This is a genomic window from Limosilactobacillus sp. WILCCON 0051 (assembly GCF_039955095.1).
Classification (GTDB): Bacteria; Bacillota; Bacilli; order Lactobacillales; family Lactobacillaceae; genus Limosilactobacillus; species Limosilactobacillus allomucosae.
Map to the genome: position 1 here is coordinate 260,997 of NZ_CP154878.1, position 26,109 is coordinate 287,105.

At 47.7% G+C, this 26,109-nt stretch carries 22 protein-coding genes, 3 tRNA genes and 1 pseudogene; 22 read left to right on the forward strand and 4 right to left on the reverse strand.

Annotated features, from left to right (window positions below; all coding sequences use genetic code 11):
• Nucleotides 1-132 precede the first annotated feature (132 nt).
• The 19 genes from ABC765_RS01125 (at nucleotide 133) to ABC765_RS01215 (ending at nucleotide 19,443) form a co-directional block, all read left to right on the forward strand.
• On the forward strand, nucleotides 133-1,632 hold the full coding sequence (locus ABC765_RS01125; RefSeq protein ID WP_270360547.1) for a peptide MFS transporter: 1,500 nt from the start codon (nucleotides 133-135) through the stop codon (nucleotides 1,630-1,632).
• A 90-nt stretch (nucleotides 1,633-1,722) separates the two neighbouring features.
• Nucleotides 1,723-2,571, forward strand: a complete 849-nt coding sequence (locus ABC765_RS01130; RefSeq protein ID WP_347980538.1) for a metallophosphoesterase — start codon at nucleotides 1,723-1,725, stop codon at nucleotides 2,569-2,571.
• 86 nt (nucleotides 2,572-2,657) lie between these two features.
• Nucleotides 2,658-2,738: transfer RNA gene (locus ABC765_RS01135), tRNA-Tyr, on the forward strand.
• 7 nt (nucleotides 2,739-2,745) lie between these two features.
• Nucleotides 2,746-2,817: transfer RNA gene (locus ABC765_RS01140), tRNA-Gln, on the forward strand.
• Nucleotides 2,818-2,887: 70 nt separating this feature from the next.
• Nucleotides 2,888-3,532, forward strand: coding sequence for a hypothetical protein (locus ABC765_RS01145; RefSeq protein ID WP_347980539.1), 645 nt, complete (start codon nucleotides 2,888-2,890; stop codon nucleotides 3,530-3,532).
• 180 nt (nucleotides 3,533-3,712) lie between these two features.
• Nucleotides 3,713-5,062, forward strand: a complete 1,350-nt coding sequence (locus ABC765_RS01150; protein ID WP_347980910.1) for an MFS transporter — start codon at nucleotides 3,713-3,715, stop codon at nucleotides 5,060-5,062.
• A 106-nt stretch (nucleotides 5,063-5,168) separates the two neighbouring features.
• Nucleotides 5,169-6,821 carry a TrkA C-terminal domain-containing protein gene (locus ABC765_RS01155; RefSeq protein ID WP_347980540.1) on the forward strand — a complete coding sequence of 551 codons (1,653 nt, stop codon included), beginning with the start codon at nucleotides 5,169-5,171 and terminating at the stop codon, nucleotides 6,819-6,821.
• Between the two features lie 27 nt (nucleotides 6,822-6,848).
• Complete coding sequence (locus ABC765_RS01160) at nucleotides 6,849-7,565, forward strand: amino acid racemase (RefSeq protein WP_347980541.1); 717 nt, start codon at nucleotides 6,849-6,851, stop codon at nucleotides 7,563-7,565.
• A gap of 143 nt (nucleotides 7,566-7,708) precedes the next feature.
• On the forward strand, nucleotides 7,709-8,410 hold the full coding sequence (locus ABC765_RS01165; RefSeq protein WP_033934264.1) for a GntR family transcriptional regulator: 702 nt from the start codon (nucleotides 7,709-7,711) through the stop codon (nucleotides 8,408-8,410).
• Between the two features lie 11 nt (nucleotides 8,411-8,421).
• The gene (locus ABC765_RS01170) at nucleotides 8,422-9,885 is read left to right on the forward strand and encodes a nicotinate phosphoribosyltransferase (protein WP_347980542.1); all 1,464 of its coding nucleotides are present in this window, start codon (nucleotides 8,422-8,424) and stop codon (nucleotides 9,883-9,885) included.
• A 25-nt stretch (nucleotides 9,886-9,910) separates the two neighbouring features.
• On the forward strand, nucleotides 9,911-10,741 hold the full coding sequence (nadE, locus tag ABC765_RS01175) for an ammonia-dependent NAD(+) synthetase (protein WP_347952668.1): 831 nt from the start codon (nucleotides 9,911-9,913) through the stop codon (nucleotides 10,739-10,741).
• A 105-nt stretch (nucleotides 10,742-10,846) separates the two neighbouring features.
• Nucleotides 10,847-13,009, forward strand: coding sequence for a Tex family protein (locus tag ABC765_RS01180; RefSeq protein ID WP_347980543.1), 2,163 nt, complete (start codon nucleotides 10,847-10,849; stop codon nucleotides 13,007-13,009).
• 4 nt (nucleotides 13,010-13,013) lie between these two features.
• Entirely contained in the window at nucleotides 13,014-13,463 is a 450-nt protein-coding gene (locus tag ABC765_RS01185) for a SprT family protein (RefSeq protein WP_347980911.1), read from the forward strand.
• 43 nt (nucleotides 13,464-13,506) lie between these two features.
• A tRNA-Leu gene (locus tag ABC765_RS01190) sits at nucleotides 13,507-13,592 on the forward strand.
• A gap of 217 nt (nucleotides 13,593-13,809) precedes the next feature.
• Nucleotides 13,810-15,693: a glycoside hydrolase family 2 TIM barrel-domain containing protein gene (locus ABC765_RS01195; protein ID WP_347980544.1), complete on the forward strand. Its 1,884-nt coding sequence runs from the start codon at nucleotides 13,810-13,812 to the stop codon at nucleotides 15,691-15,693.
• Nucleotides 15,677-16,645, forward strand: a complete 969-nt coding sequence (locus ABC765_RS01200; protein WP_347952671.1) for a beta-galactosidase small subunit — start codon at nucleotides 15,677-15,679, stop codon at nucleotides 16,643-16,645. The genes ABC765_RS01195 and ABC765_RS01200 overlap by 17 nt, the downstream gene beginning before the upstream one ends.
• Nucleotides 16,646-16,754: 109 nt before the next feature.
• Nucleotides 16,755-17,708 carry an AEC family transporter gene (locus ABC765_RS01205; RefSeq protein ID WP_347980545.1) on the forward strand — a complete coding sequence of 318 codons (954 nt, stop codon included), beginning with the start codon at nucleotides 16,755-16,757 and terminating at the stop codon, nucleotides 17,706-17,708.
• Between the two features lie 186 nt (nucleotides 17,709-17,894).
• The gene (locus tag ABC765_RS01210; protein ID WP_006500506.1) at nucleotides 17,895-18,590 is read left to right on the forward strand and encodes a 2,3-diphosphoglycerate-dependent phosphoglycerate mutase; all 696 of its coding nucleotides are present in this window, start codon (nucleotides 17,895-17,897) and stop codon (nucleotides 18,588-18,590) included.
• The gene (locus tag ABC765_RS01215) at nucleotides 18,580-19,443 is read left to right on the forward strand and encodes an alpha/beta hydrolase (protein ID WP_347980546.1); all 864 of its coding nucleotides are present in this window, start codon (nucleotides 18,580-18,582) and stop codon (nucleotides 19,441-19,443) included. The genes ABC765_RS01210 and ABC765_RS01215 overlap by 11 nt, the downstream gene beginning before the upstream one ends.
• A gap of 61 nt (nucleotides 19,444-19,504) precedes the next feature.
• Here ABC765_RS01215 and ABC765_RS01220 read toward each other — a convergent pair whose 3' ends face one another.
• A complete protein-coding gene (locus tag ABC765_RS01220) occupies nucleotides 19,505-20,842 on the reverse strand; it encodes a C1 family peptidase (protein WP_347980547.1) in 1,338 nt (445 codons plus the stop codon).
• 163 nt (nucleotides 20,843-21,005) lie between these two features.
• Nucleotides 21,006-21,460: pseudogene (tnpA, locus tag ABC765_RS01225) on the reverse strand (IS200/IS605 family transposase).
• Between the two features lie 64 nt (nucleotides 21,461-21,524).
• Between tnpA and ABC765_RS01230 the strand changes: the two are divergent.
• Nucleotides 21,525-22,781, forward strand: coding sequence for a transposase (locus ABC765_RS01230; RefSeq protein ID WP_347980548.1), 1,257 nt, complete (start codon nucleotides 21,525-21,527; stop codon nucleotides 22,779-22,781).
• Nucleotides 22,782-22,966: 185 nt separating this feature from the next.
• Here ABC765_RS01230 and rpiA read toward each other — a convergent pair whose 3' ends face one another.
• Both rpiA and ABC765_RS01240 read right to left on the reverse strand, forming a co-directional pair.
• Nucleotides 22,967-23,647: a ribose-5-phosphate isomerase RpiA gene (gene rpiA / locus ABC765_RS01235; protein ID WP_270642360.1), complete on the reverse strand. Its 681-nt coding sequence runs from the start codon at nucleotides 23,645-23,647 to the stop codon at nucleotides 22,967-22,969.
• A gap of 13 nt (nucleotides 23,648-23,660) precedes the next feature.
• Nucleotides 23,661-23,960, reverse strand: a complete 300-nt coding sequence (locus ABC765_RS01240) for a GNAT family N-acetyltransferase (protein WP_006500502.1) — start codon at nucleotides 23,958-23,960, stop codon at nucleotides 23,661-23,663.
• A 162-nt stretch (nucleotides 23,961-24,122) separates the two neighbouring features.
• Here ABC765_RS01240 and ABC765_RS01245 point away from each other — a divergent pair, with 162 nt between their 5' ends.
• A complete protein-coding gene (locus ABC765_RS01245; protein ID WP_278768633.1) occupies nucleotides 24,123-24,662 on the forward strand; it encodes a dUTP diphosphatase in 540 nt (179 codons plus the stop codon).
• Nucleotides 24,663-24,700: 38 nt separating this feature from the next.
• The gene (gene radA, locus ABC765_RS01250; RefSeq protein ID WP_347952676.1) at nucleotides 24,701-26,077 is read left to right on the forward strand and encodes a DNA repair protein RadA; all 1,377 of its coding nucleotides are present in this window, start codon (nucleotides 24,701-24,703) and stop codon (nucleotides 26,075-26,077) included.
• Nucleotides 26,078-26,109: the final 32 nt, after the last annotated feature.

Consider the following 26,109-nt stretch of genomic DNA (forward strand, 5'->3'; position numbering starts at 1 on the left):
CGGAATGAAGATAAACAGTATATAATAGTAAACGTTATTTTAAGGAAATTATTACTTTCCTTTAATCTTTTGACTTTTTCAATAATTTGACTGAGCTTTTATTAGATTCAATCAAAATTTGGAGGAAATGGAATGGATAAGCAAAAACAATTAGACACGTCCTTCTTTGGGCAGCCAAGAGGACTGGCTACGCTGTTCTTCACTGAAATGTGGGAACGGTTCAGTTACTACGGGATGCGTGCCATCCTGCTGTTCTACATGTACTACGCCGTCAGCAAAGGCGGTTTGGGCATGGACCAGGCAACGGCTGCTTCGATCATGTCAATCTATGGTTCGCTGGTATATCTTTCCGGTGTGATCGGCGGCTGGCTTTCTGACCGGCTTTGGGGGCCAAGAAAGACCGTCTTTATTGGTGGGGTTTTGATCATGTTTGGTCATATTGCTCTGTCATTGCCTGCGGGGACGACGGCACTTTATGCTTCAATTATTTTGATCGTTATCGGGACGGGGCTTTTGAAGCCAAACGTTTCTGAAATGGTCGGCGGCCTGTACAGCGAAGAAGACCGGCGCCGGGATGCCGGTTTCTCAATGTTCGTCTTCGGGATCAACTTTGGGGCAGCCATTTCACCAATCGCAGTTCCTTGGGCTGCTGGCGGTTTTGGCCTGCATCTGTTTGGCAATGAAATGAACTTCCATGCTGGTTTCTCACTGGCTGCGATTGGGATGTTCTTTGGCCTGCTGCAATACTACATTGATGGTAAGAAGTATCTGCCAAAAGACAGTCTCTACCCAGACGATCCAATCGACAAAGAAGACCTTAAGCCAATCATCAACTGGACGATCGTTGCCGTAGTTGTCTTGGCAATCATCCTCGGTCTGATGGGAGCCATGGGCCAGTTAAACATCAACAGCATCATCAATTTGATTACGGTTATTGCAATTGCTTTGCCAATCATCTACTTTATCATGATGCTCAACTCCAAGAAGGTTACCAAGGTCGAAAAATCACGGGTTGTCGCCTACATTCCACTGTTTATCGCCGCGGCAATCTTCTGGGCAATTGAAGAATCTGGTTCAGTTGTGCTGGCACTGTTTGCTGCTCAACGGACGGTGCTGCACATTGGGGGCTGGCACTTTGCTGCTGCCAACTTCCAGACGCTGAACCCACTGTTTATCATGATCCTGACGCCATTCTTCGTTCACCTGTGGAGTCACTGGAAGAACCAGCCAAGTGCTCCTGGCAAGTTTGCTGCCGGCCTGGTAATCGTTGGTCTTTCATTTGCCTGGATGGCACTGCCTGGCTTGATTCACGGCACGACTTCTGGACGGGTCAGTCCTTTCTGGCTGGTCGGCTCATGGTTTATCTGTGAAATCGCTGAAATGCTGATCTCGCCAATCGGTCTGTCAATTACGACTAAGCTGGCACCAGTTGCATTCCGCTCACAAATGATGAGTATGTGGTTCCTGGCCGATTCTGCAGGCCAAGCCGTCAACGCGCAAATCGTTAAGTTCTACACGCCAGGTACGGAAATTCAATACTTCCTGATCGTTGGTGGTGTAGCAATCGTCTTCGGGATCGTGCTTTGCTTCTTTGTTAAGCGAATTCACGGCTTGATGGAAGGCGTTGACTAATAAAATCAATTAACGTTCGCGATTTATTTCGCGGACGTTTTTTAATTCATCTGGGATTATGTTATCCTTACTTTCAAGGGGGGATTGAGAATGATTAAGCTGGCAGTCAGCAGTGATAATCACCTGGATGTTAACCGAATCATGTCAACGCGAGCCTTGCACATTCAAGCAAGCTGGCTGTTAAGGCATGATATCGACTACTATCTATATGCCGGTGATCTTTACAATAATTTTGGACGAACGCGGCGCTATTTTGCCGCTTTACAGCGTTTGGTTGGCGAACGAGTTCAGATCTATTATGTCCTGGGAAATCATGATATGCTGTCGCACGCATCATACCAAGACGTTGAGCACCTGGCGGATCCAATGTATCTGCACAATCAATACGTTGATCTGCCGGGGACAGACTGGCGCTTAATCGGTAATAACGGCTGGTATGACTATTCATTTTCTGACTACGCTCAGCAGCCGCAGCGAGTAGCCCAATGGAAAAAGGTCTACTGGGTTGATGCCGCTATCAAACAGCCCATGTCTGACCCGCAAAGAATGGGGCTGGTGCTGAATCAGGTTGAACAGCAGCTGACAATGGCTCAGGCGGCTGGCAAAAAAGTGATTTTCTTAACGCATTTCGCACCAAGAAAGGCTTTGCTGAGTCCCAAACCGTCATTTGTCCAAAGTCAAAAACAGTTGAAAACCTACCAGATGATCAATGCAATGATGGGCAGCGAGCGTTTAGGCAGACTGCTGGAAAAGGCTCCGCACGTAAAATACGTCTTTTATGGTCATCTGCATGGTATTCATGATCCGCTAAAAGCAGCCCATCTGGTTTATCTTAATCAGGCGGTTGGCGTCAAGAAAGCCAAGCGGACTGAGTGGCAGTACGATAAGTTTGCGGAGCAATGGGAGCATCGTTTAAAGATAATTGAGTTAAATAATTAAAAAGGGCTTGCTTTTATTGGCTAAATTAGTTATTATATTTATTGTTGATTGTTACTGATTGTTTTCAATAACAGTTAAGCTCTTATGGAGGAGTAGCGAAGTGGCTAAACGCGACGGTCTGTAAAACCGTTCCTTCGGGTTCGGCGGTTCGAATCCACCCTCCTCCATTATTATTGGGCTATAGCCAAGTGGTAAGGCAACGGTTTTTGGTACCGTCATGCGCTGGTTCGAACCCAGCTAGCCCAACTGATGAAGCATCGCGCTGGCGGTGCTTTTTTTGTACGCTTTTTTATTTTTTTATGAAAAGAGGGTTAAGATGCCAAAACAAGGACAGTTTGCCAAATCAGTTCGCCAAAAAAAGCTGAATGATTTTAAGGTTAAGCGTCATGATCAAGGAGCAGTGATTGATGAAACACAGCTGACGGATTTTTTAACGGTCCGTTTTGCCTTGACGATTAAAAAGAAACTGCCAAGCGTTCAGCGCGAGTCGGCACAACGACTGCTGCAAGAGATTGCACCGCGTTTGCGGAATCAGGATGGTCGGTTGGCTGATTTGATGGCTGAATTGATTGTTGAGCTTAATGCCAAGACACCATGGCAGTTTTTCTGGCAGATCAGCGATTTTTGGCCAGTGCTGCAAAAATTTCTGCAAAAAGAGGTCCCAGCCGTTTCACTTAGTCAGCGTATCTTGATCAAGCAGGTGCTGAGTCAGACTGAGTTGGAACGCATGTTAGGACAGGCATTGACTCAGAAAACGGCGGCTGCAATGCTGCTGGGACAAGGCCAGGCTGAGGCAGCAAAGATTAACCAGCTGAGTGGGCTGCTGATGGCTGATTTGTATCAGGGAACGCATCTGAACTGGCAAAAGGTTCGCCAATTGCTGGCGCCGTTTGCTTTTTCGATTGATGACGAACTTGATGAAACAACCAGACAGTGGCTGCGAGATTTGACAGCATTATGAAAATTAAAACGTGCATTCTGGCTTAATTTGATTTATAATGACAATACTAATTTTAAGTAAGTTAATAAAGGGCTGTGGCGGAGCTGATTGCCATAGCCCTTTTTGCGTGCTTTTTAAGTTTTAGGAGGGATTTTTTTGCACGGCAGGCATCCATACTGGGCCATTTTTTCAGTGGCCTTAATGACTTTTATTGGTGTTTTGAACGAGACCTCGATGAACGTTGCCTATCCGGTCTTAGCCAAGGAATTTGGCGTCTCGCTTGATGTTGTTCAGTGGATTACCGGCGGCTATCTGCTGATGGTGACGATCGTAATGGGAACTACGGCTTATTGCTTAAGGCAGTGGGCAGCGCGCTGGCTGCATCTGGCGGCAGTTTCGGCATTTGTGATTGGTGATCTGATCTGCGCGTTGGCCGTCAATTTTCCGATGCTTTTAGCAGGGCGGCTGATTCAAGCAATTGCGACGGGCTTTTCAACACCCATGATGTTCTTTTTGATTTTTGCTCAGATCCCGCGTGAGCGCTTAGGCGTAATGAATGGCGTGGCGGGAATGGTGATTTCGTTGGCGCCGGCTTTGGGTCCGACATATGGCGGCGCCGTGCTGGCAGCTGGATCTTGGCGCGTTATTTTTTGGCTGATTCTGCCGCTGGCGCTGTTAAGTCTGATTGCTGGTCAATTGACGATTCGCAACCAGCCGTTTGGCAATTCACAGCCGTTCAGCTTTTGGGCCCTGCTTTTGCTGGCCGGCAGTCTGTTCAGCGTCGTCACTGGCGTTGCTAGGTTTGGCAAATCAGGCTGGACGAGTTCATGCTGGCTGCTCTTATTGCTGGGCTTGATTCTATTTGGCGGTTTTGTCTGGCTAAATCAGCACGGTAAAACACGGCTGTTTGATCTGGGCGTCTTTGCGCAAGCGTCTGTACGACTTTCGGAATGGACCTATTTTAGTCTGCAGTTCATCAACATTGGTGCATCATTGGCACTGCCAATCTACTGTGAGTATGTTTTGCATGCCTCATCACTGACTGCTGGAATGGTTCTATTGCCAGGATCGCTTTTAGGGGCGGTGATGGCACCGTTGTCCGGCTTTTTGGCAGATCGTTATGGCTATGGCCTGCCGACTCGCTTGGGCAGCATTTTGATCGTTTTAGGAACAATGGGACTGCTGGTCTTTCAGTCTCAGCTGACGCCGCTATATGTAATGATACTTTTCATCGTAATGCGGCTGGGCTTTAATGCGGCCTTTTCCAATACGATTGCCAATGCTTCGACCTTAGTGACAAAAGAAAAATCAACCGACGTAAATTCAATCTTTAATATGACGCAGCAGTTTGCTGGTTCGTTAGGCGTTGGCATCATGACTGCCTTGATTGCGCTCAGTCAAAACCAAGGACAAGGATCAATGGCGCTGAGAACGTTTAAAGGCAGCCGCCTGGATTTTTGGCTGCTGGCGATCTTGGCACTCAGCGTCTTGGCCGCGGTCTGGCTTAATTTTTCCCGCCAGCAGCAATTGAAGAACACGACTGCTAAATGACGCGTCAATAAAATAGCCAAGCCGTTCGCTTGATGATCATCAAAATGATATAATTTTGTTTGATACTTAAATCGGCAAAAGCTTGCCAGAAAGAAGAAAAATTGCCATGATTGCGCAGATACAGCATTTTTTGGTTGACCAGCAGATTTTTACGTTGTTTATCTGTCTGGCGCTCGGTTATGTCCTGGGAAATATCAAATTGTTTGGGACCAATTTTACGCTTGGCTCAACCGTCGGCACGCTGGCGGTAGCATTAGTGGTCGGCCAGGCTGGGAGCTTTCCGCGTGATAAGATGCTGGGGACGATCTTTTTTGGCGCCTTCATGTTTTCAATCGGCTATCGGATCGGTCCGTCGTTTTTGGTCAGTATGAAGCTGTTTGGTGGACGGATGATTGCCGTGAGTCTTTTTTGGCTGTTGGCTGCTTTTCTGACCTCATGGGGCTGTTTTGTCCTGTTTCATCTGGGACCAGGCGTGGCTGCCGGAACGATTGCCGGTTCATTGACACAGTCGGCTACGGTTGCCAGTTCGCTGCAGGCCTTGGAGAATCTGCCAATCAGCAAGACGCTGCGGCTGTCTTATGAAGCTCAGCTGCCGGTTGCCTATGCGCTGACCTATGTCTTTGGCACGCTGGGCGTAATTATCTTGCTGCGCGATGTTGCGCCGCGCCTGTTAAAAATCGATGTTCCAAAGCAGGGAGATCGGATGGCCAGAAAATATCACTTTCATGCGCCCGCTCCTGATCCCACCTGGCGTCGAACCTACCGTCTGGGTGCTGAGTCGCCGCTGGTTGGTAAAAAGATTCGTGAGATTAATGAGTTCTTTGATTTGCGCTTGATTGCGCTGGCTGCCTTTCATCAGGATCGCATGACCGACAAGCTGGAATACGTTCTGCAGGCAGGTGATCGCCTGACTTTGATTGGCTATGCGCTGCATTTTGATGATTTAACGGGAATTGCGGGACTGACAGAGGTTTTAACGTCAACCAACGCCCCGCGTGAACGAAAATTTGTCCTGGGCAAAAACTTTGATCCTGGTACACTGGCCAGGATTCGGCAAAATGGAGTCTTTGTAAACATTCATGATCCATTAAGCGGTCAAGAGCATCTGATCAATCAGCTGAAACCGGGTGATGTAATCTCATTGACTGGTAATACCAGCAAATCAGCACTATTGCTCAAACAGATTGGACGTTGGCATACCAGTGAACAGGCCATCAACTATACAGTGTTCTCTTTGGGAATTGCTGGGGCTTCGCTTTTAGGTCTGGTCGGTATCAAGGTCAATGGCATGCCGCTGCAGCTTGGCAACGGTACGGCAGCCTTGATCATGGGACTTTTGCTAAGCAGCTGGATTGATCGGCATCACGACTATCGCTCGATTCCGGCAACGGTAACTTCTTTTTGGCAGAGCTTTGGCTTGACTGTTTTTGTCGGCAGCGTTGGTCTGGAGTCGGCCCAAGCCTTTACCGGTGCAATTAAGTCACTGGGGTTTGGGATTCTGCTGATTGGTGCATTGGTCTCAGTGGCCCCGCATCTGTTGACCTTGCTGTTTGGCAGGCTTGTACTGCGCGTTGAGCCCCTGGCCTTATTAGGAGCGCTGTGTGGTTCGGGAACCGTAGCAGCCGCAATGAATGATCTGGCCGAGCAAGCAGGTCTGGAAGGTGGGGCTTATCTTGCTTCGGCATTTACGCCGGCATTTGTTGTTGGTAATATAGGTATTACGTTATTGGGACCTTTGTTTGTGGCAATTTTGTCATGATGGTCATTATCAGAAAGGTTGATTTTTATGAAACAGTTCTTTACCGTTTTAGGCGGCATGGGTACGCTGGCAACCGAAAGCTATTGTCGACTGCTGGATGAGCGTACGCCAACGCACCGCGACCAGGATTATCTTGATTACATCGTTTTGAATCATGCAACGGTTCCCGATCGAACGGAATGGATTTTGGATCACCAAAAGCCTGACTATAATCCGTTTTTAATTGAAGATATCCAACAGATTACGCCTCTAAAACCAGAATTTTTTGTCTTGATCTGCAATACGGCTCACTATGCTTTCGACCGCTTGCAGGCAGCAACTTCAATTCCGATTCTAAACATGCTACAGGAAACGGTTGATGAGATCAAAAACATTGCCCCACATGCCAAGCGAGTCGGAGTGTTGGCCACGCGAGGCACGATTGCGTCTGGTCTGTATGATTCCTACATTCAAAATGCCGGCTATGAAGAGGTCAAGCCCACGCCAGCAATTTTGGACGCTACAGAAGATCTGATCTACCATGACATTAAAGAAGCCGGTCATTCAGATGGCAAGAAGTTCCATGAATTGGTCCGGACGATGATTGAGGATCAAAAGTGCGATGTAGTAATCTTAGGATGTACCGAGCTTTCCTATGCCAACGAAATGAATCCAGAAACGGAATTTCCCGTTGCCGATTCACAGTCGATCATCGTCAATCGTTCGTTGGAGCGAGCTTTGGCAATCCGCAACGGTAATCAATAAGCTAAAACGACAGTCCATGCAAAGTGGCTGTCGTTTTATTTTCGTTCCAAGATTTAATGCTAAATTGGTCTAGGCTAACTTATATTCGTGTTAAAATAAATAAGACAAACCGTGAATGAATGGTCTGAAGAGGGGAATAAGATATGGGATCACCGGTATATATTCAAATTCATAATCAATTACGTGAAAATATTGAAAATGGGCATTGGAAAGTTGGACAAAAAATCCCGGCTGAACGTGAATTGGCAGCTGAATTTGGCGTCAGCCGCATGACGCTGCGCCAGGCGATTCAAACGCTGGTTGATGAAGGGGTCTTGGAACGGCGGGTTGGTTCGGGAACCTTTGTCGCCAGCCGTAAGGTCCAAGATAAGATGGCCGGGGTAACCAGCTTTACTGAATTGATGATTGCTGCTGGGAAAAAACCTTCCAGTAAGACGATTTCCTATCATTTAACGACACCTTCGCAAAGTGAAATCGAACGGCTTAAATTAGAACCAGATGAGCGCGTTTTGCGAATGGAGCGCATTCGTTATGGCAATGAGATTCCAATCTGTTATGAGGTTGCGACCGTTCCGGCAAAACTGGTGGAAAACTTTAGTAAGACCGAGATCACCTCATCGTTTTACCGTACCTTGGAAAAAAAGGCCAACCTTTATCCTGGTCATGCCGTGCAATGGGTCTCGGCAATCAGCGCTACTGAAAAGATTGCTGAGTATCTGCGAATTCGGCGTGGCGACGCGCTGCTGCATTTGATTCAGCTTTCCTATCTGCAGGATGGCCGGCCTTTTGAATATGTCCATACTCAATACGTCGGCAGTCGCTTTGAATTCGTGTTAGAAAAATAAGAGGAGTTTATATGAAGTTTGATTATCCAGATGACAGTATCGCTCTGCATACCGATGCCTACCAGCTGACGATGATGCAGACTTATTGGCAAAAAGGCATTGCCAATCGTCACGTGGTTTTTGAGGCCTTTTTCCGTAAGATGCCGTTTGGAAATGGCTACGCGGTTTTTGCCGGTTTAAGCCATATTATTCGCTATCTGAACGCTTTGCATTTTTCAGATTCTGATATTGAATATCTCAAGTCAACGCAGCAGTTTGATCCCGAATTTATTGAATATCTGCGCGGCTTTAGATTTAAGGGAACGCTGCGCAGTGCGGTTGAAGGTGATCTGGTATACAGTCATGAACCGATCATTCAAGTTGAGGGCACGCTTTTGGAATGCCAGCTGGTGGAAACGGCACTGCTCAATATTATTAATTATCAAATCATGATTGCTACCAAGGCTTCTCGAATCAAGTCAATCGTTGGCGATCAGCCAGTGATGGAATTTGGCTCGCGGCGGGCACAAGAATTTGACGCGGCAATCTGGGGCACGCGGGCAGCTTATATTGGCGGATTTGATGCTACCAGCAATCTAAGGGCCGGCAAACTGTTTGGCATCCCAGTATCTGGTACGCATGCTCACGCGCTCGTGCAGGCATACCGCAATGATTATGATGCTTTTAAGGCCTACGCGCAGACCCATCATGACTGTGTTTTCTTGGTTGATACCTTTGATACGCTTAAAAGCGGGGTTCCAAATGCAATCAAAGTCGCTGATGAGTTTGGAGATGCCATCAATTTTCAGGGTGTCCGGATTGATTCTGGCGATATGGCCTACCTCTCCAAAAAAGTACGGCAGATGCTGGATGAAGCCGGCTATCCCAACGCCAAGATCTTTGCTTCCAATAATCTGGATGAGCGAACGATTATGGATCTGCAGCGGCAGGGGGCCAAGATCGACGTTTGGGGAATCGGCACCAAGCTGATTACCAGTTATGATCAGCCAACGCTGGGAGCAGTCTATAAGATGGTTTCCTTAGAAGATGAGCATGGTCAGATGGTTGATACGATCAAGCTTTCCAATAATGCTGCCAAGATGTCGACGCCTGGCAAGCACCAGGTTTGGCGAATCACCGATCGGGGCAGTGAAAAAAGCGAGGGTGATTATGTAACGCTGGCTGACGAGGATCCGCGTCAGTTGAACTCGCTTTATATGTTCGACCCCAACTACCCGTTCTTGAACAAAACGGTTGAAGACTTTATTGCTCGACCGCTTTTAAAGGATATTTTCGTCGCTGGTCAGCAAGTCTACCAAGAGCCAAGCATGAACGAGATTCGTCAGGCTCGCCAGCGGCATCTGGATCGTCTGTGGGAAGAATATAAGCGAAACCTCAATCCAGAAGTATATCCGGTTGACTTATCGCAAAAGTGCTATGACAATAAGATGAAAATCATCAAAGACGTTAAGGACTATATTAAGCATTTGAACTAAGGTCTAGACTAAAGAGGGAAAGAATATGCGCAAGCTGCAAGAAGAAATCATTAATACCTTGGCCGTAACGCCATCAATTGATCCGGCAATCGAGGTCAAGCGGCGCGTTGAATTTTTAAAGGACTATCTGAAGAAGACTGGATTAAAAACACTGGTGCTGGGTATCTCCGGTGGTCAGGATTCGAGCTTGGCGGGACGGCTTTCACAGTTGGCAGTTGAAAGCCTGCGAGCAGAAACTGCAGACGATGCCTATCGTTTTATTGCCGTCCGGCTGCCTTATGGCGAACAGGCCGATGAAGCTGATGCAATGCTTTCGATCAATGAATTCATCAAGCCTGATCAGACCATGCGCGTTAACATCAAACCAGCCGTTGATGCCATGGTTGCTGCGGTTGAACAAAACGGGCTGCAGATCAGTGACTTTAACAAAGGCAACGTCAAGGCTCGGGAGCGAATGATCGCCCAGTATGCGATTGCCGGTGAGTTCCGCGGGGCAGTCGTTGGTACTGATCATGCCGCTGAAGCAGTTACTGGTTTTTACACAAAGTTTGGCGATGGCGGGGCTGACATCACGCCACTGTCACAGCTGGATAAGCGCCAGGGCCGTCAGCTTTTGGAATATCTAAAGGCGCCCAAAGTACTTTATGAAAAAACACCGACTGCTGATCTGGAAGAAGATCGGCCAGCCCTGCCTGATGAAAAAGCATTAGGCGTTACCTATCAAGCAATTGATGACTATCTGGAAGGCAAGCCGGTTTCCGATCAAGCCGCCGCTAAAATTGAGGACTGGTATCTTAAAACCAAGCACAAGCGTCACCTGCCAGTCAGTCCATTGGATACCTGGTGGAAAGATTAGCCTTATTATGGGGTCCAGGCTCGGCCATTGCCGAACGCTGGGCCCTATAATGATTAATCAACCAATGCAGCAAAAAGATTAAAAAGAAATGAGTTATGGATCGCTATGGAAAAAAATGATCTTAAATTAATGAGCCAGCAGCTGCCAGAATTAAGCGACCGGCAGATTGAAGCCGCTTTGAGTCTTTTGGAAGAGGGCAATACGATTCCATTCATTGCTCGTTATCGAAAAGAGGCAACCGGCAGCCTGGATGAGGTTCAGCTGCAGGGAATTCAAGAGCAGTGGCATCGGGTAAAGAATCTGCGTGATCGTCAGCAGACCGTGATCAAAGCAATCGAGGAACAAGGCAAGCTGACCCCGGCTTTAAGAATGCAGATTGAAAATGCTACCGAGCTGAATGTTGTTGAAGACCTGTACCTGCCTTATAAGAAAAAACGCCGTACCAAGGCACAGATTGCTCGTGAACAGGGCCTGCAGCCGCTTGCGAACTGGATCTTTATGGCTAAAGGAAATGATCTGGACGGCAAGGCTGCTGAATTTATCAGCCAAGACGTTCCTGATGTTCAGGCAGCTTTGGAGGGGGCCAATGAGATTCTGGCCGAAACGATCAGTGAAAGCAGTACGATTCGCGCTTGGCTGCGCAACTATACCAAGCAGCATGGCGAACTGATCGCGACGGTTAAAAAAGACGGTCAGGAACTTGATTCAGAGGGCGTCTATCAGCAATATTATGACTTTTCCGCGCCTTTATCGGCAATGAATTCCTATCGCGTCTTAGCCATTAATCGTGGGGAAAAAGCTAAGGTCTTAAGCATTAAGATTCTTGCCGATGAGCAGATCGTCCAGAATTATCTGAATTTCCGGCTGGTCAAAAAAGGCAGTGCTCAAAACGCTGCCGAGTTTGTCAAAAACGCGGCTGCCGAAGCCTACAAGCGTTTCTTGGGACCAGCAATCGAGCGGGAATTGCGGCGCGAACTGACTGACCAGGCTAATGAGCAGGCAATCAAGGTTTTTGGTGAAAATCTCTATCATTTGCTGATGCAGGCCCCAATCAAAGGCAAGGTGGTTTTGGGCTTTGATCCGGCATATCGGACGGGCTGCAAGCTGGCGGTTCTGGATCAAAATGGCAAGCTGCTCAAAGTGGCCGTTATCTACCCGCACAAGCCGGCACCAGAAAATCAGCGTCAGCAAGCAGAAGGACAGCTGCTGCAGCTGATTGAGGACTACCAGGTTGAGATGATTGCAATCGGTAATGGGACGGCCAGTCGTGAGTCAGAACGCTTTGTGGCGCAAACAATCAAAAAAATCAAGCGCCCCGTTTATTATGTAATCGTTAATGAATCGGGCGCGTCAGTCTATTCAGCCAGTCAAGACGCGCGTGACGAATTCCCAGATTTGACGGTGGAAAAACGCAGTGCCATCAGTATTGGCCGGCGTCTCCAAGATCCATTGGCCGAGCTGGTAAAGATCAGTCCAGAAGCCATTGGCGTTGGTCAGTATCAGCATGATCTGCCTAAGACGGCACTGAAAGTTGAACTGGATGCCGTTGTTGAACGGGCCGTCAATCGGGTCGGCGTTAATCTCAATACGGCCAGTTATCAGCTGTTGGCACACATTGCCGGGCTGAATGCCACGCTGGCAAAAAACATCGTACGATATCGCAATGAAAATGGCCGCTTTACCAGCCGCATGCAGCTAAAATCGGTTCCCCGCCTAGGACCCAAAGCTTTTCAGCAGGCGGTGGGCTTTTTGCGAATCGTGGATGGCGATGAGCCGTTGGATAACACTGATATTCACCCGGAAAGCTATGCAATTGCTCGTCAGTTGCTGCAGGCAGCCGGCATAACCAGTGAACTGGGCTCATCGACTGCTGCTCAGCGGCTGCGGCAGTTGGATATCAAACGGTTCGTCAGTGAAAAAGTCGGCCTGGCAACGCTTAAAGATATCATTGCCTCGCTTTGTGAGCCAGGACGAGATCTGCGTGACTCGTTGCCAGCACCGCTTTTGCGTCAAGACGTTTTGACGATTGAGGATCTAAAGCCAGGGATGCAGCTGCAGGGGACGGTTCGCAACGTCGTAGATTTCGGTGCCTTTGTTGATGTCGGTATCAAGCATGATGGGCTGGTTCACGTCTCGCATCTGACCAAGAGGTTCATTAAGGACCCGCGTCAGGTCGTAGCAGTCGGCGATATCGTTGACGTCTGGGTGCTGAGCGTAGACTTAAAGCGCCAGCGCGTACAGCTGACGATGGTTCAGCCAAATGAGTGACCAAATGACTGACGAAGAGCTGCAGCGATTGACTCAGACCTGGTCGCTGCAGGCATTTCAGCGACCATTTAAGCACCGGATCTGGTTTAACCGTCGCTTAAAGACTACCGGCGGCCGTTATCATTTAAAAGATCATCATATCGATATCAATCCCTTGATGTACGAAGAGTTTGACCTGGCCAATCTGCGCGGCGTCGTGTTGCATGAGCTCTGTCACTATCATCTGCATCTGGCTGGTCATGACTGTCACCATACTTCTGAATTCAAGGCGCTTTTAAAACGCGTCGGTGGTCTGCGCTATGCTCCAGCGGTTAGACAAACTGAGCAACGATTTAAGTGGCTCTATCAATGCAGCGGCTGCGGCATTCGGATTGGTCGCATGCGACGCTTTGACGTGCAGCGTTTTGTTTGTCGGCGCTGCGGCAGTCATTTTGAACTTTTAAACAAAAAATAGTTTGCCAACAAGTAGCATTTCTGTTAAAATGTTATTTGTTGATGCGGCAGTGGCGGAATTGGCAGACGCGCAAGATTAAGGATCTTGTGGTCGTTTTAGACCGTGGAGGTTCGAGTCCTCTTTGCCGCACTACGATTGCACTTGGCGTTAGCCAGGTGCTTTTTTTATGTTTTTGAGTTCGCCCTTGAAAAAGCAGGGGCGGACTTTTTTAGTTGATTTTTTAAGAACTGGAGCGGTTTTTCAATTAATTTAGTAAATTTTTTAGTGAAACAACACTGTTTTATCATTCATGAAAGCGCTATACTAAATAGACAGAGAATAATTTGATTTGAGGAGGCGCTTTTTAATGCAAGCAGATTTAAAATGGCTGGATGATCCACAGACGTTCCGGGTCAATCAGCTGCCAGCCCACAGTGATCATCAATGGTATCTTGATTATGCCGAAACTGGTCAGCAAAGCAGCAGCTTTACCCAGAGTTTGGATGGTCAGTGGCGTTTTGCCTTTGCCAAGGATCCGCAAAACCGCATTAAGGAATTTTATGCACCGGACTATGATGTCAGTCAATGGGATCTGATCAAGGTTCCCAGCATGATCGAATTAAACGGCTATGCTCAAAACCAATACACCAACATCTGGTATCCATGGGCCGGCAAGATCTATCGGCGCCCAGCCTATGCCTTGAGTCCTGATGATCTGCAGGTCGGCTCATTCAGTCAGGGAACTGATAACACCAATGGCTCATACGTCAAGCACTTTGATCTAAACGAATCACTGCGCGGAAAAAAAGTTCGTGTTCGGTTTGAGGGTGTTGAGCGCGCGATGTATGTCTGGCTGAACGGTCATTTCATCGGCTATGCAGAAGACAGCTTTACGCCCAGCGAGTTTGACCTGACGCCTTATTTGAAGGACACGGACAATGTTTTGGCAGTTCGCGTCTATAAGCACAGCACGGCTTCTTATCTGGAAGACCAAGACATGTTCCGTTTTTCTGGGATCTTTAGAAGCGTCAAGCTGTTAGGTCAGCCTAAGCTGCATTTGGAAGACTTGGATCTTAAGCCACGCGTAACTGATGACTTCAAAACCGGCATCTTTAACGTGGATCTAAAGCTGCAGGGACAAGATGGTCAGGTTTTGATCAAAGTCTTTGACGCCCAGGGCAATCTGGTCGTTGATGAAAGAAAATCGGCTGCTGAACGTGTTGCCGTACATGACATTAAAGTTAAGGATGCTCATCTCTGGGATAATCATCACCCATACCTCTACCAATTGTTTGTCGAGCTGCGCGATCAAGCCGGTCAGCTTTTAGAGGTCGTTCCTTATCGATTTGGCTTCCGGCGAGTGGAAATCAATGCTGATCACGTGGTTCTGCTTAATGGTCAGCGTTTGATCATCAACGGCGTCAACCGTCATGAATGGAACTGCCGGACGGGACGCTGCGTAACGATGGCCGACATGGAACAGGACATGGCCACGTTTAAAGAAAACAACATCAATGCCGTGCGAACCTGCCATTATTCAGACCAGATTCCTTGGTACTACATGTGTGATCAAGAAGGGATCTACATGATGGCTGAAAACAATCTGGAAACTCATGCAACCTGGCAGAAAATGGGACAAGACGAGCCTTCATTTAACGTGCCGGGCTCCATCCCGCAATGGAAAGAAGTCGTAGTTGATCGGGCCCGGACCAACTATGAAACGTTTAAGAACCATACCGCGATTTTATTCTGGTCGCTGGGCAACGAATCATATGCCGGCGATAATCTGGCAGCAATGCAGAAATTCTATAAAGATCATGACGACAGCCGCTTGGTTCACTATGAAGGCGTCGTGCACACGCCAGCCTATCGCGATCGGATTTCTGATTTTGAAAGCTGGATGTATCTGCCGCCAAAGAAGGTTGAGGAATATCTGCAGAATAATCCCGACAAGCCGTTTATTGAATGCGAGTACATGCACGACATGGGAAATTCAGACGGCGGCATGGGGTCATACATTGAATTGATCGACAAGTATCCGCAATACGTTGGCGGATTTATCTGGGACTTTATCGATCAGGCACTGCTGGTTCACGATGAGATCAGCGGTCAAGATGTAATGCGCTACGGCGGCGATTTTGATGACCGCCACAGTGACAATGAGTTTTCCGGTGATGGACTGATGTTTGCCGACCGGACGCCAAAGCCAGCAATGCAGGAGGTAAGATACTACTATGGACTGCACAAATAAGATTCATGTCGTTTATGATGATGGCCTGTTGGGACTGAACGGTCAGAACTACCAATATCTGTTCAGCTACGAAAAGGGCGGTTTGGAGTCAATGCGTTTTAATGATAAGGAATGGCTGTATCGGCCGCTTTATCCAACCTATTGGCGAGCAACGACCGACAATGACCGCGGCAATGGCTTCAACTTTAAGAGTGCCCAATGGCTGGGAGCAGACTTGGCGCCTAAGTGTATCAAGATTGATCTGACCGTTGATGACCGTCACTTTGATCAGCTGCCGATTGCTCCGTTGACCAATCAGTTCAGTAATCAAGAGTTTGCAAAACAGGTTAAGATTGAGTTTACGTATGAGACGGCGACCAATCCTTCCGCTCGCGTCAAGTTAGCATATCTAATCGATGCCCGTGGCAAATGTCGTCTTACGGCTCATTATTTTGGCCAGGCCGGTCTGCCAGAGCTGCCCGTCTTTGGTGTACGGCTGATCATGCCAACGCTGGCCACCGAGTTTGAATACGATGGCTTGTCTGGTGAAACCTATCCTGATCGAATGGCTGGGGGCGTCAAGGGAACCTGGCACGTTAAAGGAGTTCCGGTGACGCCTTATCTGACGCCGCAGGAAATGGGGATGCACATGCAAAACGCGTGGCTGAAAATCGTGCGTGACCAGACCCAAAACAACGCGGACCATGATCAGCAGCCGTTTGCCCTGATGATCAGGCAGACCGAGCAGCCATTCAATTTCAGTCTGCTGCCATATACCGCATCAGAATTGGAAAACGCAACGCATATTGAGGAACTGCCGCTTAAACGCCGCACTGTTTTGGTAGTGGCAGGGGCCGTGCGTGGCGTCGGCGGAATCGACAGCTGGGGGGCCGACGTTGAGGAACAGTATCACCTGCCAGCTGATCGCGACTATCAGTTCAGTTTTGAAATTGAGCCGGCAATAATTGAATAGATTTGATGAAAATGGGAATTTGATTAAAGAAGTTCCCATTTTTTATTTTTGAAAGCATTTGGCGGGTGTAGAATTGATCATGTTAGTTTGCATAAAGAGAGGAAAAAAGATGTTAAGCATATTCTGGTCAAGCCTGTCGGGAGTATTGATCATCTTAATCATGATTGCAGCTGGATTTGTCATGAATGAACGCCACTGGTTTACCCCCGACTCACCCAAGGCCATTTCAAAGATCGTTACTCAAGTTGCCTTGCCGACTTACATGATCAGTACGATTACAACCAAATTTACGGCGGCTGAGCTAAAGACGCTGTTGCCGGATCTGCGCTACCCGGTTTTATCGATGCTGATCCTGTTTGCATTGTCGTTTGCCGTCGCTAGAGCATTGGCTATCAAAAAGAGCCACATTGGTCTATTCAGTTCAATGTTTTTTAATTCCAATACGGTTTTTATTGGGCTGCCGATCAACCTGGCTTTGTTTGGCGCGCGTTCGGTTCCATACGTGCTGGTCTATTACATGGCCAATACGACTTTCTTTTGGACGCTGGGTGTTTGGCTGATTCAGCATGATGGTATGAAAGAAGCCAAGATTGATTTCAAGCAGGCGCTGGGCAAGCTGTTCTCGCCACCGCTGCTTGGCTTTATGCTGGCGGTAGTTCTGGTAGCTTTGCATATTCGGCTGCCTAAGTTCATCATCAGTACCTGCGCTTATCTGGGTAATTTAACGATTCCAATGTCAATGCTGTTTATCGGTATCGTGCTGTCCAATGCCGGGCTGTCAAAAATTCGTTTTACACGCGATGCCTGGGGAATTTTGCTGGGCCGGTTCTTGTTGGCGCCACTGCTGATGACGATTTTGGTGCTGCCGAGCAACATGCCGCTGATGATGAAACAGGTCTTTATTCTGCAGGCGGCAATGCCAGTCATGACTAATGCGCCGGTCGTTTCGCGAATGTATCATGCTGACTACAACTATGCTGCAATTATGGTAACTGAGACCACCACGCTTTCAATCATCGTGATTCCAATTTTAATGGTGGCAATTAAAACCTTGGTCCATTAGTTAATGGCTAAAGTTGCTGAATCTTCAATTAAGCATAAATAAGAAATGAGCGGTCAGCCTGTCGAATCCAGACGAGCTGGCCGTTTGGCATTTATCTTTAAGAAAAAGTTTTATTGGTCTGATTAGTCGTTTCGCTCGGTGATTTGCGTTATAGTTAAAGCAGCAGCATAAGGGGGAAGTTTATTGATGACGGCAACACTGGTAATCGTTAGACATGGTCAGAGTCAGGCCAATAAGGATAACGTTTTTACGGGATGGAGCGATGCACCGCTCACCAAATTGGGAATTCAGCAGGGCAAACAGGTTGGCGATCAATTGGCAAAATTAGGCCTGCAGTTTGATGATGTTCATGTTTCCTACATGCAGCGGGCAATTATTACGGCCAACTTGATTCTGGAAAAAATCGATCAGCTCTGGTTGCCGATTCATAAGACTTGGCGACTGAATGAGCGTCATTATGGAGCTTTAAGCGGCTTAAACAAGGACGCGGTTAAAAAAGAGGTCGGCGCGGCAACTTTGCATCAGTGGCGGCGCGGCTTTTTAAAACGACCGCCAATGCTTAAAAAACGCACCCATGAACGACGCTATGATCGTTTAGGGGTAAAGGTGCCGCTTAGCGAAAGCCTTAAGATGACCCAGGAGCGGCTGTTGCCATATTGGCAGGATCAGATCGCCCCACGACTTCTGGATGGCAGAAATCAGCTGATCGTTGCGCATGGCAGTTCGCTGCGAGCCTTGATCAAATATCTGGATTCGATTGCCGACGATCAGATCGATCAAGTAGAGGTGCCAAATGGTGAGCCGATTTTATACCGGTTTGACGATCACTTGAACATTATCGAGAAAAAATTTATTACGGATGGTGAACAGCATGTCAATTAAAGAAATCTCCAACAATCCTACACTGGCCGGTCAAGTCAGACTGATTGAAGATATCGTCTATTCAGCAGCTGATGGCGAGGCACAGAAAATGTCGATTCTGGCACCATGGACGCAGCGCTACAAGGATTTACCGCAAGCCAAGCGACCACTGCTGGTTTTTGTTCAAGGCAGCTCTTGGACGACCCCGACTTTAGGTGAAAAGATTCCGCAATTAGTCCAGTTCGTCCATGCCGGCTATATCGTGGCAACCGTTCAGCATCGCAGCGCCTTGGATGGACATGCTTTTCCGGCGTTTTTACAGGATGTCAAGACTGCGATTCGCTATCTGCGAGCCCATGCTGCTGAATATCAAATTGATCCTGATCGGGTTGGCATCTGGGGAACCTCGTCTGGGGCCAACGCTGCACTTTTAACCGCGCTGACGCCGAATGATCCGCGTTATGAGACGGCTGACTATGCTGATCAGTCGGATGCCGTTGATGCCGTAATCAGCTGTTTTGCCCCAACGGACGTTGCTGATACGTTTGATTTTTCCAAAAACGTGCCCGGCTCGGATGCCATGCAGTTTTGTCTGTTTGGTACCGATCCAACAAAATGGTCAGCCATCAAGCGGGAAATGAGCCCATTATATCAAGTCAAGGATAATCAGCAATATCCGCCATTTCTGCTGATGCACGGGGATGCTGACAAGACTGTGCCATATCATGAAATGGAAGACATGTATCATGAGCTGGAAAAGCATCATGTCGCCGTTGAGGCCTACCGAGTGCGGGGTGCCGTTCATGAGCGCGACTTCTGGAGTCAGCAGATTTATGACATTGCCCGCGAGTTCTTGGATCGCAACGTTAAATAGACTAAAAAACTCATTGCCTGATTAGACAATGAGTTTTTTGATTGCAGCTGTCAAGCCGTTGTTAGGCTAAAGTTCCCATTGGATCCCATGGCTTGAGGACGATTGGTTCTTGAGCCTGGTCAGCCTTGAGTTCATCACTGAGATATTTTTTGTTGACGACGATTTGGTAGACGTATTGATCCATCCACTCATCACTCATGACAAAGTAGCCTTTTTCACCGACTTTTGGTCCCCATGAATTCTCAACCTTCCATTTGGCTGGCTTGCCATCGACCAGATCAACCCCGGTCAAGACCATGGCGTGATCCATCATTGACTGATGATAGTCCAGCATGTCAGCCTTATTCATGGTCAGTTTTGTATCGAACAGATCTTCATAGCCATACGTGTTGAGAGCCAGAATTCCCAGCTTGGTTTCGGAATATTTGACAACGTCAGAGCCGAACCAGACGCTCTCGCCATTTTGCAGCTGCTTGACGGCCAGTTCCTTTAATTCCGTCATTGAAAGGTTTAAGTGCTTGACTTGACGACCACCAACCACGTTTCCCAGCATCTCGATCGTGTAGGTCTTGTGGTAGGCCTTGTCTTTGGTTGGTGCCTGAATGATGGAGACGTATTCGCTCAGATCCCAGCCAACGTACTTATCAAAGAATGCTACCGGTGTCAGATTGCTGTCGCGATGGAACTGCTTGTCTTTTTTAGTCCGATATTCAAAATCAAAGGTCTGTACCGGTTCGCCAAAAGCATATGCCAGCATGCGGTAGACGGTGTTGAGCATTTCTTTGCGCGTGGCGTTGATCTGGGATTCGCTGGCCTGGTCATGAACCAATCGACGCAGAATTACGGCATCATGACGCAATTGATTGTTCAAAACAGCATTGATTTCGTTTGAGCGGCTGGAATTGTAGGTTTCGGGCTGAGCCGACTTAGGTACGACCCCGTACTTTTCAATCAATGCACACAGCATGTCCCATTGACCACCATCAGATTGGGGTGCATCCAAAAGCCAGGCTACCTTGCGATCGTCAATATCCAGATCGGCAGTCTGAATGATGTTTTCATAAAACCAGTTGGCCTTTTCAAACTTGTCCCAGAAGAAGGCATAGGATTGTGACAACTCGAAATCATCCGGCAGATTGAAACGGTTCTGCATGTTGTGACGCATCGTGTTTAAAGCAGCAAACAGCCAGCAGCGTCCCGACTGTTTTTGATCGGCGACGTCACCGGTTGCCAGATCAATTGAAAAGTGCTGGTCATTGTCGGCAATGGCATGCCAGTCAAAGCTGGCGGCCTTGACCCCGTTTTTGGCGACGGTCCGTTCAAGAATCCGAGTCTCTTGACGGTTGGCATAGTCTTGCTTGAAATCTTTCAGTTGGTCGGCATTAATGACAAAACTCAAAAAAATCACTCCTTTAAGATAATGACTTAATTATAGTCGAATGTCTGATTCACGCCAAAAAAGTAATCAAAAAAGGCTCACCGGGCATTCTGCGCGGCTGAGCCTTTTTAATTATGCCTAGCCGAAAATCCCGTGACTTTAGTCATGGGATGGATAGGCTCACTCAACGTCCATTTGGACACTTTTTCTTTTGGAGTGCATTGTATTTTTGATTGTTGATATAGTTTTCTACTACATCTTTACTCATATTGCCAAGCGTACTCATATAGTAGCTGTGAGACCATAAATGACCACCCCAATATTGTGATTGTCGAATTTCTGGATGTCGTTTGAGAAAGATGAATGCACTACGCCCCTTTAGTGCTTTGATAGCGTTGGTTAGCACCTTGCTAGGTGGAAAACTGATCAGTACATGAACATGATCCAGGATGACTTCCAGCTTTTCCATCACAATATCGTTATCTTTTCAACCATTCGCAATATGTCTTTCATTTCGTCTATCAGTTCCTTAGTTGAAAAAGTCTGGTGACGATACTTAGTTACCCAGATTAAGTGATAATGAAAATTATAGACAAAGCGACGAGTATAAACTGCGTCTTGAATCTTTTCTTTAGTCATTAAGAACGCCTCAATCGTTATAGTCATTAGCTGATGATATAATCCAATTAAAGGAGGTGAAAAAATGAAGTCAATGGCACAGTTAGAATATCATTATGGATTGAAGATTCGCATCTATCCGAGTGATTATCAGAAACAAATAATCAAGGTTAACAGCGATGCCAGTCGTTTCATCTATAATGAGATGGTTGCGATCGGTAAAGAACTCTGGCAATTAAACCGAATCAAACTGTCGATTGACACGGTTCAGGATCGGATCCAACAGCTAAAGCTTCGTCAAAATGCTAAGCAGATGTCAAATCATTTCCAGTTTTTAGAAGATAAGCGTATTGACAGTCTTGCTAAGGCTAATGCCATTCAAAACTATCACAAGGCTTGGAACGCTTTTCGCAAGTTTCATGAAGCTGGTGTGCCAAAATTTCATCGTAAAAGCTATGCCTGGCGATACCAGACCAACTGTCAATATCCAAAACAAAAGACGGCCCGGCTAGACAACGGTACCGTCTGCTTTGAAGATCGCAAACATATTGTGGTGCCTAAACTAGGACGTTTGCGGATCAAAGGCGCTCAGCAGCGACTATTGGATCGTCAAGGCGAAACACGCATCGGTACGGTGACCATTTCCAAAGATGCAGCCGATCGGTTCTTTTTGTCGCTGCAATTAGGTTCCGATACACCGTTTGTTCCTAAGCTTAGCCGCACTAATCGGCAAATTGGCATTGATCTAAATACAGAAAACTTTCTGACTGCCAGTGATGGTCGAACCATTGCTAACCCACGCTACTATCGAACAATCAAGGGAAAATTAGCTAAAGCACAGCGCACTCTTTCACGCCGCCAGCGCCGGGCTAAAAAAGAGCAGCGTTCCTTGCGAGAAAGCAAAAACTACCAGAAGCAGCGTTTGTTAGTCGCTAAGATCCATGCACGGGTATTTGACCGCCGCCATGATTTTCTCCAACGCACGTCTACAGCATTGATCAAGAACCAAGATCTCGTTGTAGCTGAAGAATTGAGGAGTAAGAATCTGTTAAAAAATCATGCCTTGGCAATGAGCATCAGTGATGTTGGCTGGCGGTCTTTCTTGGGTATGTTATCATACAAAGCCGACCTTTATGACCGTCAATTTATCACGGTCAGCCCTAAAAACACGACCCAAGCCTGTCATGACTGTGGCTTTGTAATGGGAAGTGACGGGACCGAAAAGCTGACACTGGCAGATCGTGAATGGATATGTCCAAAGTGCCATGTTCATCATATCCGTGATTACAATGCAGCACTGAATATTTTAGAAAAAGGACTCCAGAAACAACAAAAAGCCTAGTCAAAAAACTAGGCTCATTCCTATGGCAACCTGGGAATGTAAAAGGCATTGGTAATTAGATGATCACTGCTCAAGCAACTGCGGCTGTTTGAGTAAATCGTCCGTATCTATGCAAATTGTGGTTCAGACACTCAATACAGGGGTGTTTGCCCACAAGCCATCGACTTTAGCCGATGGTGGTTGACTTAGCGGGCATGCAGGATTTCTGGCCCATTTTGCCGACCAACGATAACGTCATTGACTCGGTTTAAGAACAAGCCGTGCTCAACAACGCCAACCATGTGAATCAGTTCTTCGGCCATGGCTTGCGGATCATCGATTTTGCCCAGGTGCAGATCGATGATGTAGTCATTTTCATCGGTACGGTAGCGCTGATCGCCATCCATCCGCCAAGTTGGCTGGTAGCCCTTAGCAGCCAGCTTGTTAAAGACATGCTGAGCACCGAACGGGATCACCTCAACTGGCAGCGGGAAAGCTCCCAGCTGGTGAACCATCTTGCTTTCATCAACGATCCACATGTAATGCTTTGAGATGTCGGCAACGATTTTTTCCCAAAGCAGGGCGCCACCGCCACCTTTGATGCCTTGGAAGTCGTCGCTGATTTCATCTGCGCCATCAATCGTGAGGTCGATGTGGTCGACTTCATCAATGTCTTTGATGGTGATGCCAAGACTTTGTGCCTGCTTGGTCGTGCGATTGGAGGTCGTGACGCCGACGATGCTCAAGCCTTCATTTTTAACGCGTTCGCCCAACGCGTCAACCATGTAGCGAACAGTCGAGCCAGTACCCAAACCAACGATCATGCCGTCTTTGATGTATTCAACGGCAGCTCGGCCAACAAGCGATTTTAATTCATTTTGGTCCATATAGAACGCTCCTTTATTGATTAAAGCGATCCTCCGGCAATAGCAGATCCTGGTATTCCGGATGATCACGGAATGCCGCTTTAACATATGGACACATCAGTTTAACTGTCAGATGGCGTTCATGGGCATAATCGACGAAGCGCTTGGTAAGCTCGGCCGCCAGTCCATGGCCACGACCTTCAGGAGCGACAAAAACACGCTCTGCTACGACGCGGTCAGGGTAGCCGGCAACAGGCGGAAAGCTGATGTCGCCGACCCATTTGCCATTATCATCGATAGCACTGATGCGATGCGGTTCCGTTACAAATTGCATTTTTGTCCCCTCCATCATTAATAAATTCAATCCAACTTGATTTTCCATGGTTCTGAAATGATTGTCAAGGATTAACATGCTACAATTAAATGCTGGACTAGTTTAAAGATAAATTACGATTAAAATATAAAAACTGAACGGAAAAATTCTAGAGGTGAAGAAATGAAAAAAAGAGGATTTGAGATTGTTGCCAAGTATGCTGATGCCGGCCTAAGCCTGCCGCAGCGGCAAACCAAACAGGCAGCCGGCTATGATTTTGAGGCAGCAGCTGATTTTGTGGTGCCTTCGATCTGGAAACAGGGCCTTTTTAAAGCGCTGCATGCCATTAAACATGCTGCCAAGCCGGGAGAAGAAGAGCTGACGGCTGGCGATCAGGCGCTCAAGCCAGTGCTGGTGCCTACTGGGATCAAGGCTTATATGCAGCCTGATGAGGTGCTGATGCTCTTTAATCGTTCCAGCGGTCCTTTAAAGCGGCGGCTGATTCTGCCCAATGGCGTTGGAATCATTGATGCTGACTACTACAACAATCCAGCCAATGAAGGCGAGATTTTCGTACAGCTACTGAACTATGGTCTCTTCGACTACCATGTAAAAAAAGGCGAGCGAATCGCACAGGGCATCTTTATGCCATACTTAACGGCTGACGATGAGTCAATGCCTAAAAACGATCGGGCGGGCGGCTTTGGCTCAACTAAAAAATAATTCCAGATAACCAGTTTTTATCAAGAAAGGAAATGCATATGGCGAAAGTCAAAACCCAGTATATCTGTCAAAACTGCGGCTATAATTCGCCGCGTTACCTTGGCCGCTGCCCCAACTGCGGTCAGTGGAATACTCTGGTTGAAGAACGCGTTGAGACGGCAAATGCGCAAAGTACAACGCGGCACTCGTCGACTTTGACGGGAATCGTTGCCAAACCGCAGCGCGTTAAGGATATCGATGCGCAAAAGCTGCCGCGCGTCAAGACTAAGCTAAATGAGCTTAATCGTGTTTTAGGCGGCGGCATCGTACCAGGATCACTGATTTTGATTGGCGGGGATCCGGGAATCGGCAAGTCAACGCTTTTGCTGCAGGTTTCAGGCCAGCTCAGCGATGAGGGGCATTCCGTTCTGTATGTTTCGGGTGAGGAAAGCGGTGCGCAGATCAAAATGCGTGCCGAACGGCTGGCAGTAGCCGGCGATGATTTCTACATCTACCCTGAGACCAGTATGGACAGCATTCGGGCAACGATTGACGATCTGAATCCTGAATACGTGGTGATCGATTCGGTCCAGACCATGCAGGCAACCGATGTCAACAGTGCGATCGGGAGCGTGTCGCAGATCAGAGAGGTTACCGCGCAGCTGATGCAGATTGCCAAAAGCAAGAACATTACGATTTTTGTCGTTGGCCACGTTACTAAAGGCGGCGCGCTGGCAGGGCCTAAAATCTTGGAACACATGGTTGATACCGTTTTGTACTTTGAAGGCGATCTGCATCATACCTATCGAATCTTGCGGGCGGTTAAGAATCGTTTTGGCTCGACCAATGAACTGGGAATCTTTGAAATGCGCACGGCAGGGCTGGCAGAGGTCAAAAACCCATCTGAGATCTTTTTGGAAGAGCGGCTCCAGGATGCCACTGGCTCAGCCGTCGTGGTTTCTTTGGAAGGAACGCGGCCAATCCTGGTTGAGATTCAGGCTCTGGTTACGCCGACTGTCTTTGGCAATGCTCAACGCACGGCGACGGGCTTGAATCGGAATCGGGTCTCTTTGATCATGGCGGTTTTAGAAAAGCGTGCCAACCTTATGCTGCAGAATCAAGATGCCTATCTTAAGGCAGCCGGGGGCGTGAAATTGGATGAGCCAGCGATTGATCTGGCGATTGCCATCGCGATTGCCTCCAGCTACCGTGACAAGGGGACGCGTCCTGATGATGCCTTTGTCGGCGAAGTTGGGCTGACCGGTGAGATTCGTCGTGTCAGCCGCATTGAGCAGCGGGTTGCTGAAGCGGCTAAGCTGGGCTTTAAACGAATTTTGGTTCCTAAAAACAATCTGCAGGGTTGGAATCCGCCAGCTGATATTGAAGTGGTCGGCGTTACGACTATAAATGAGGCATTACGACTCGCATTAGCGTAAAATAGAAATTACGACACCATAACGATTTATCA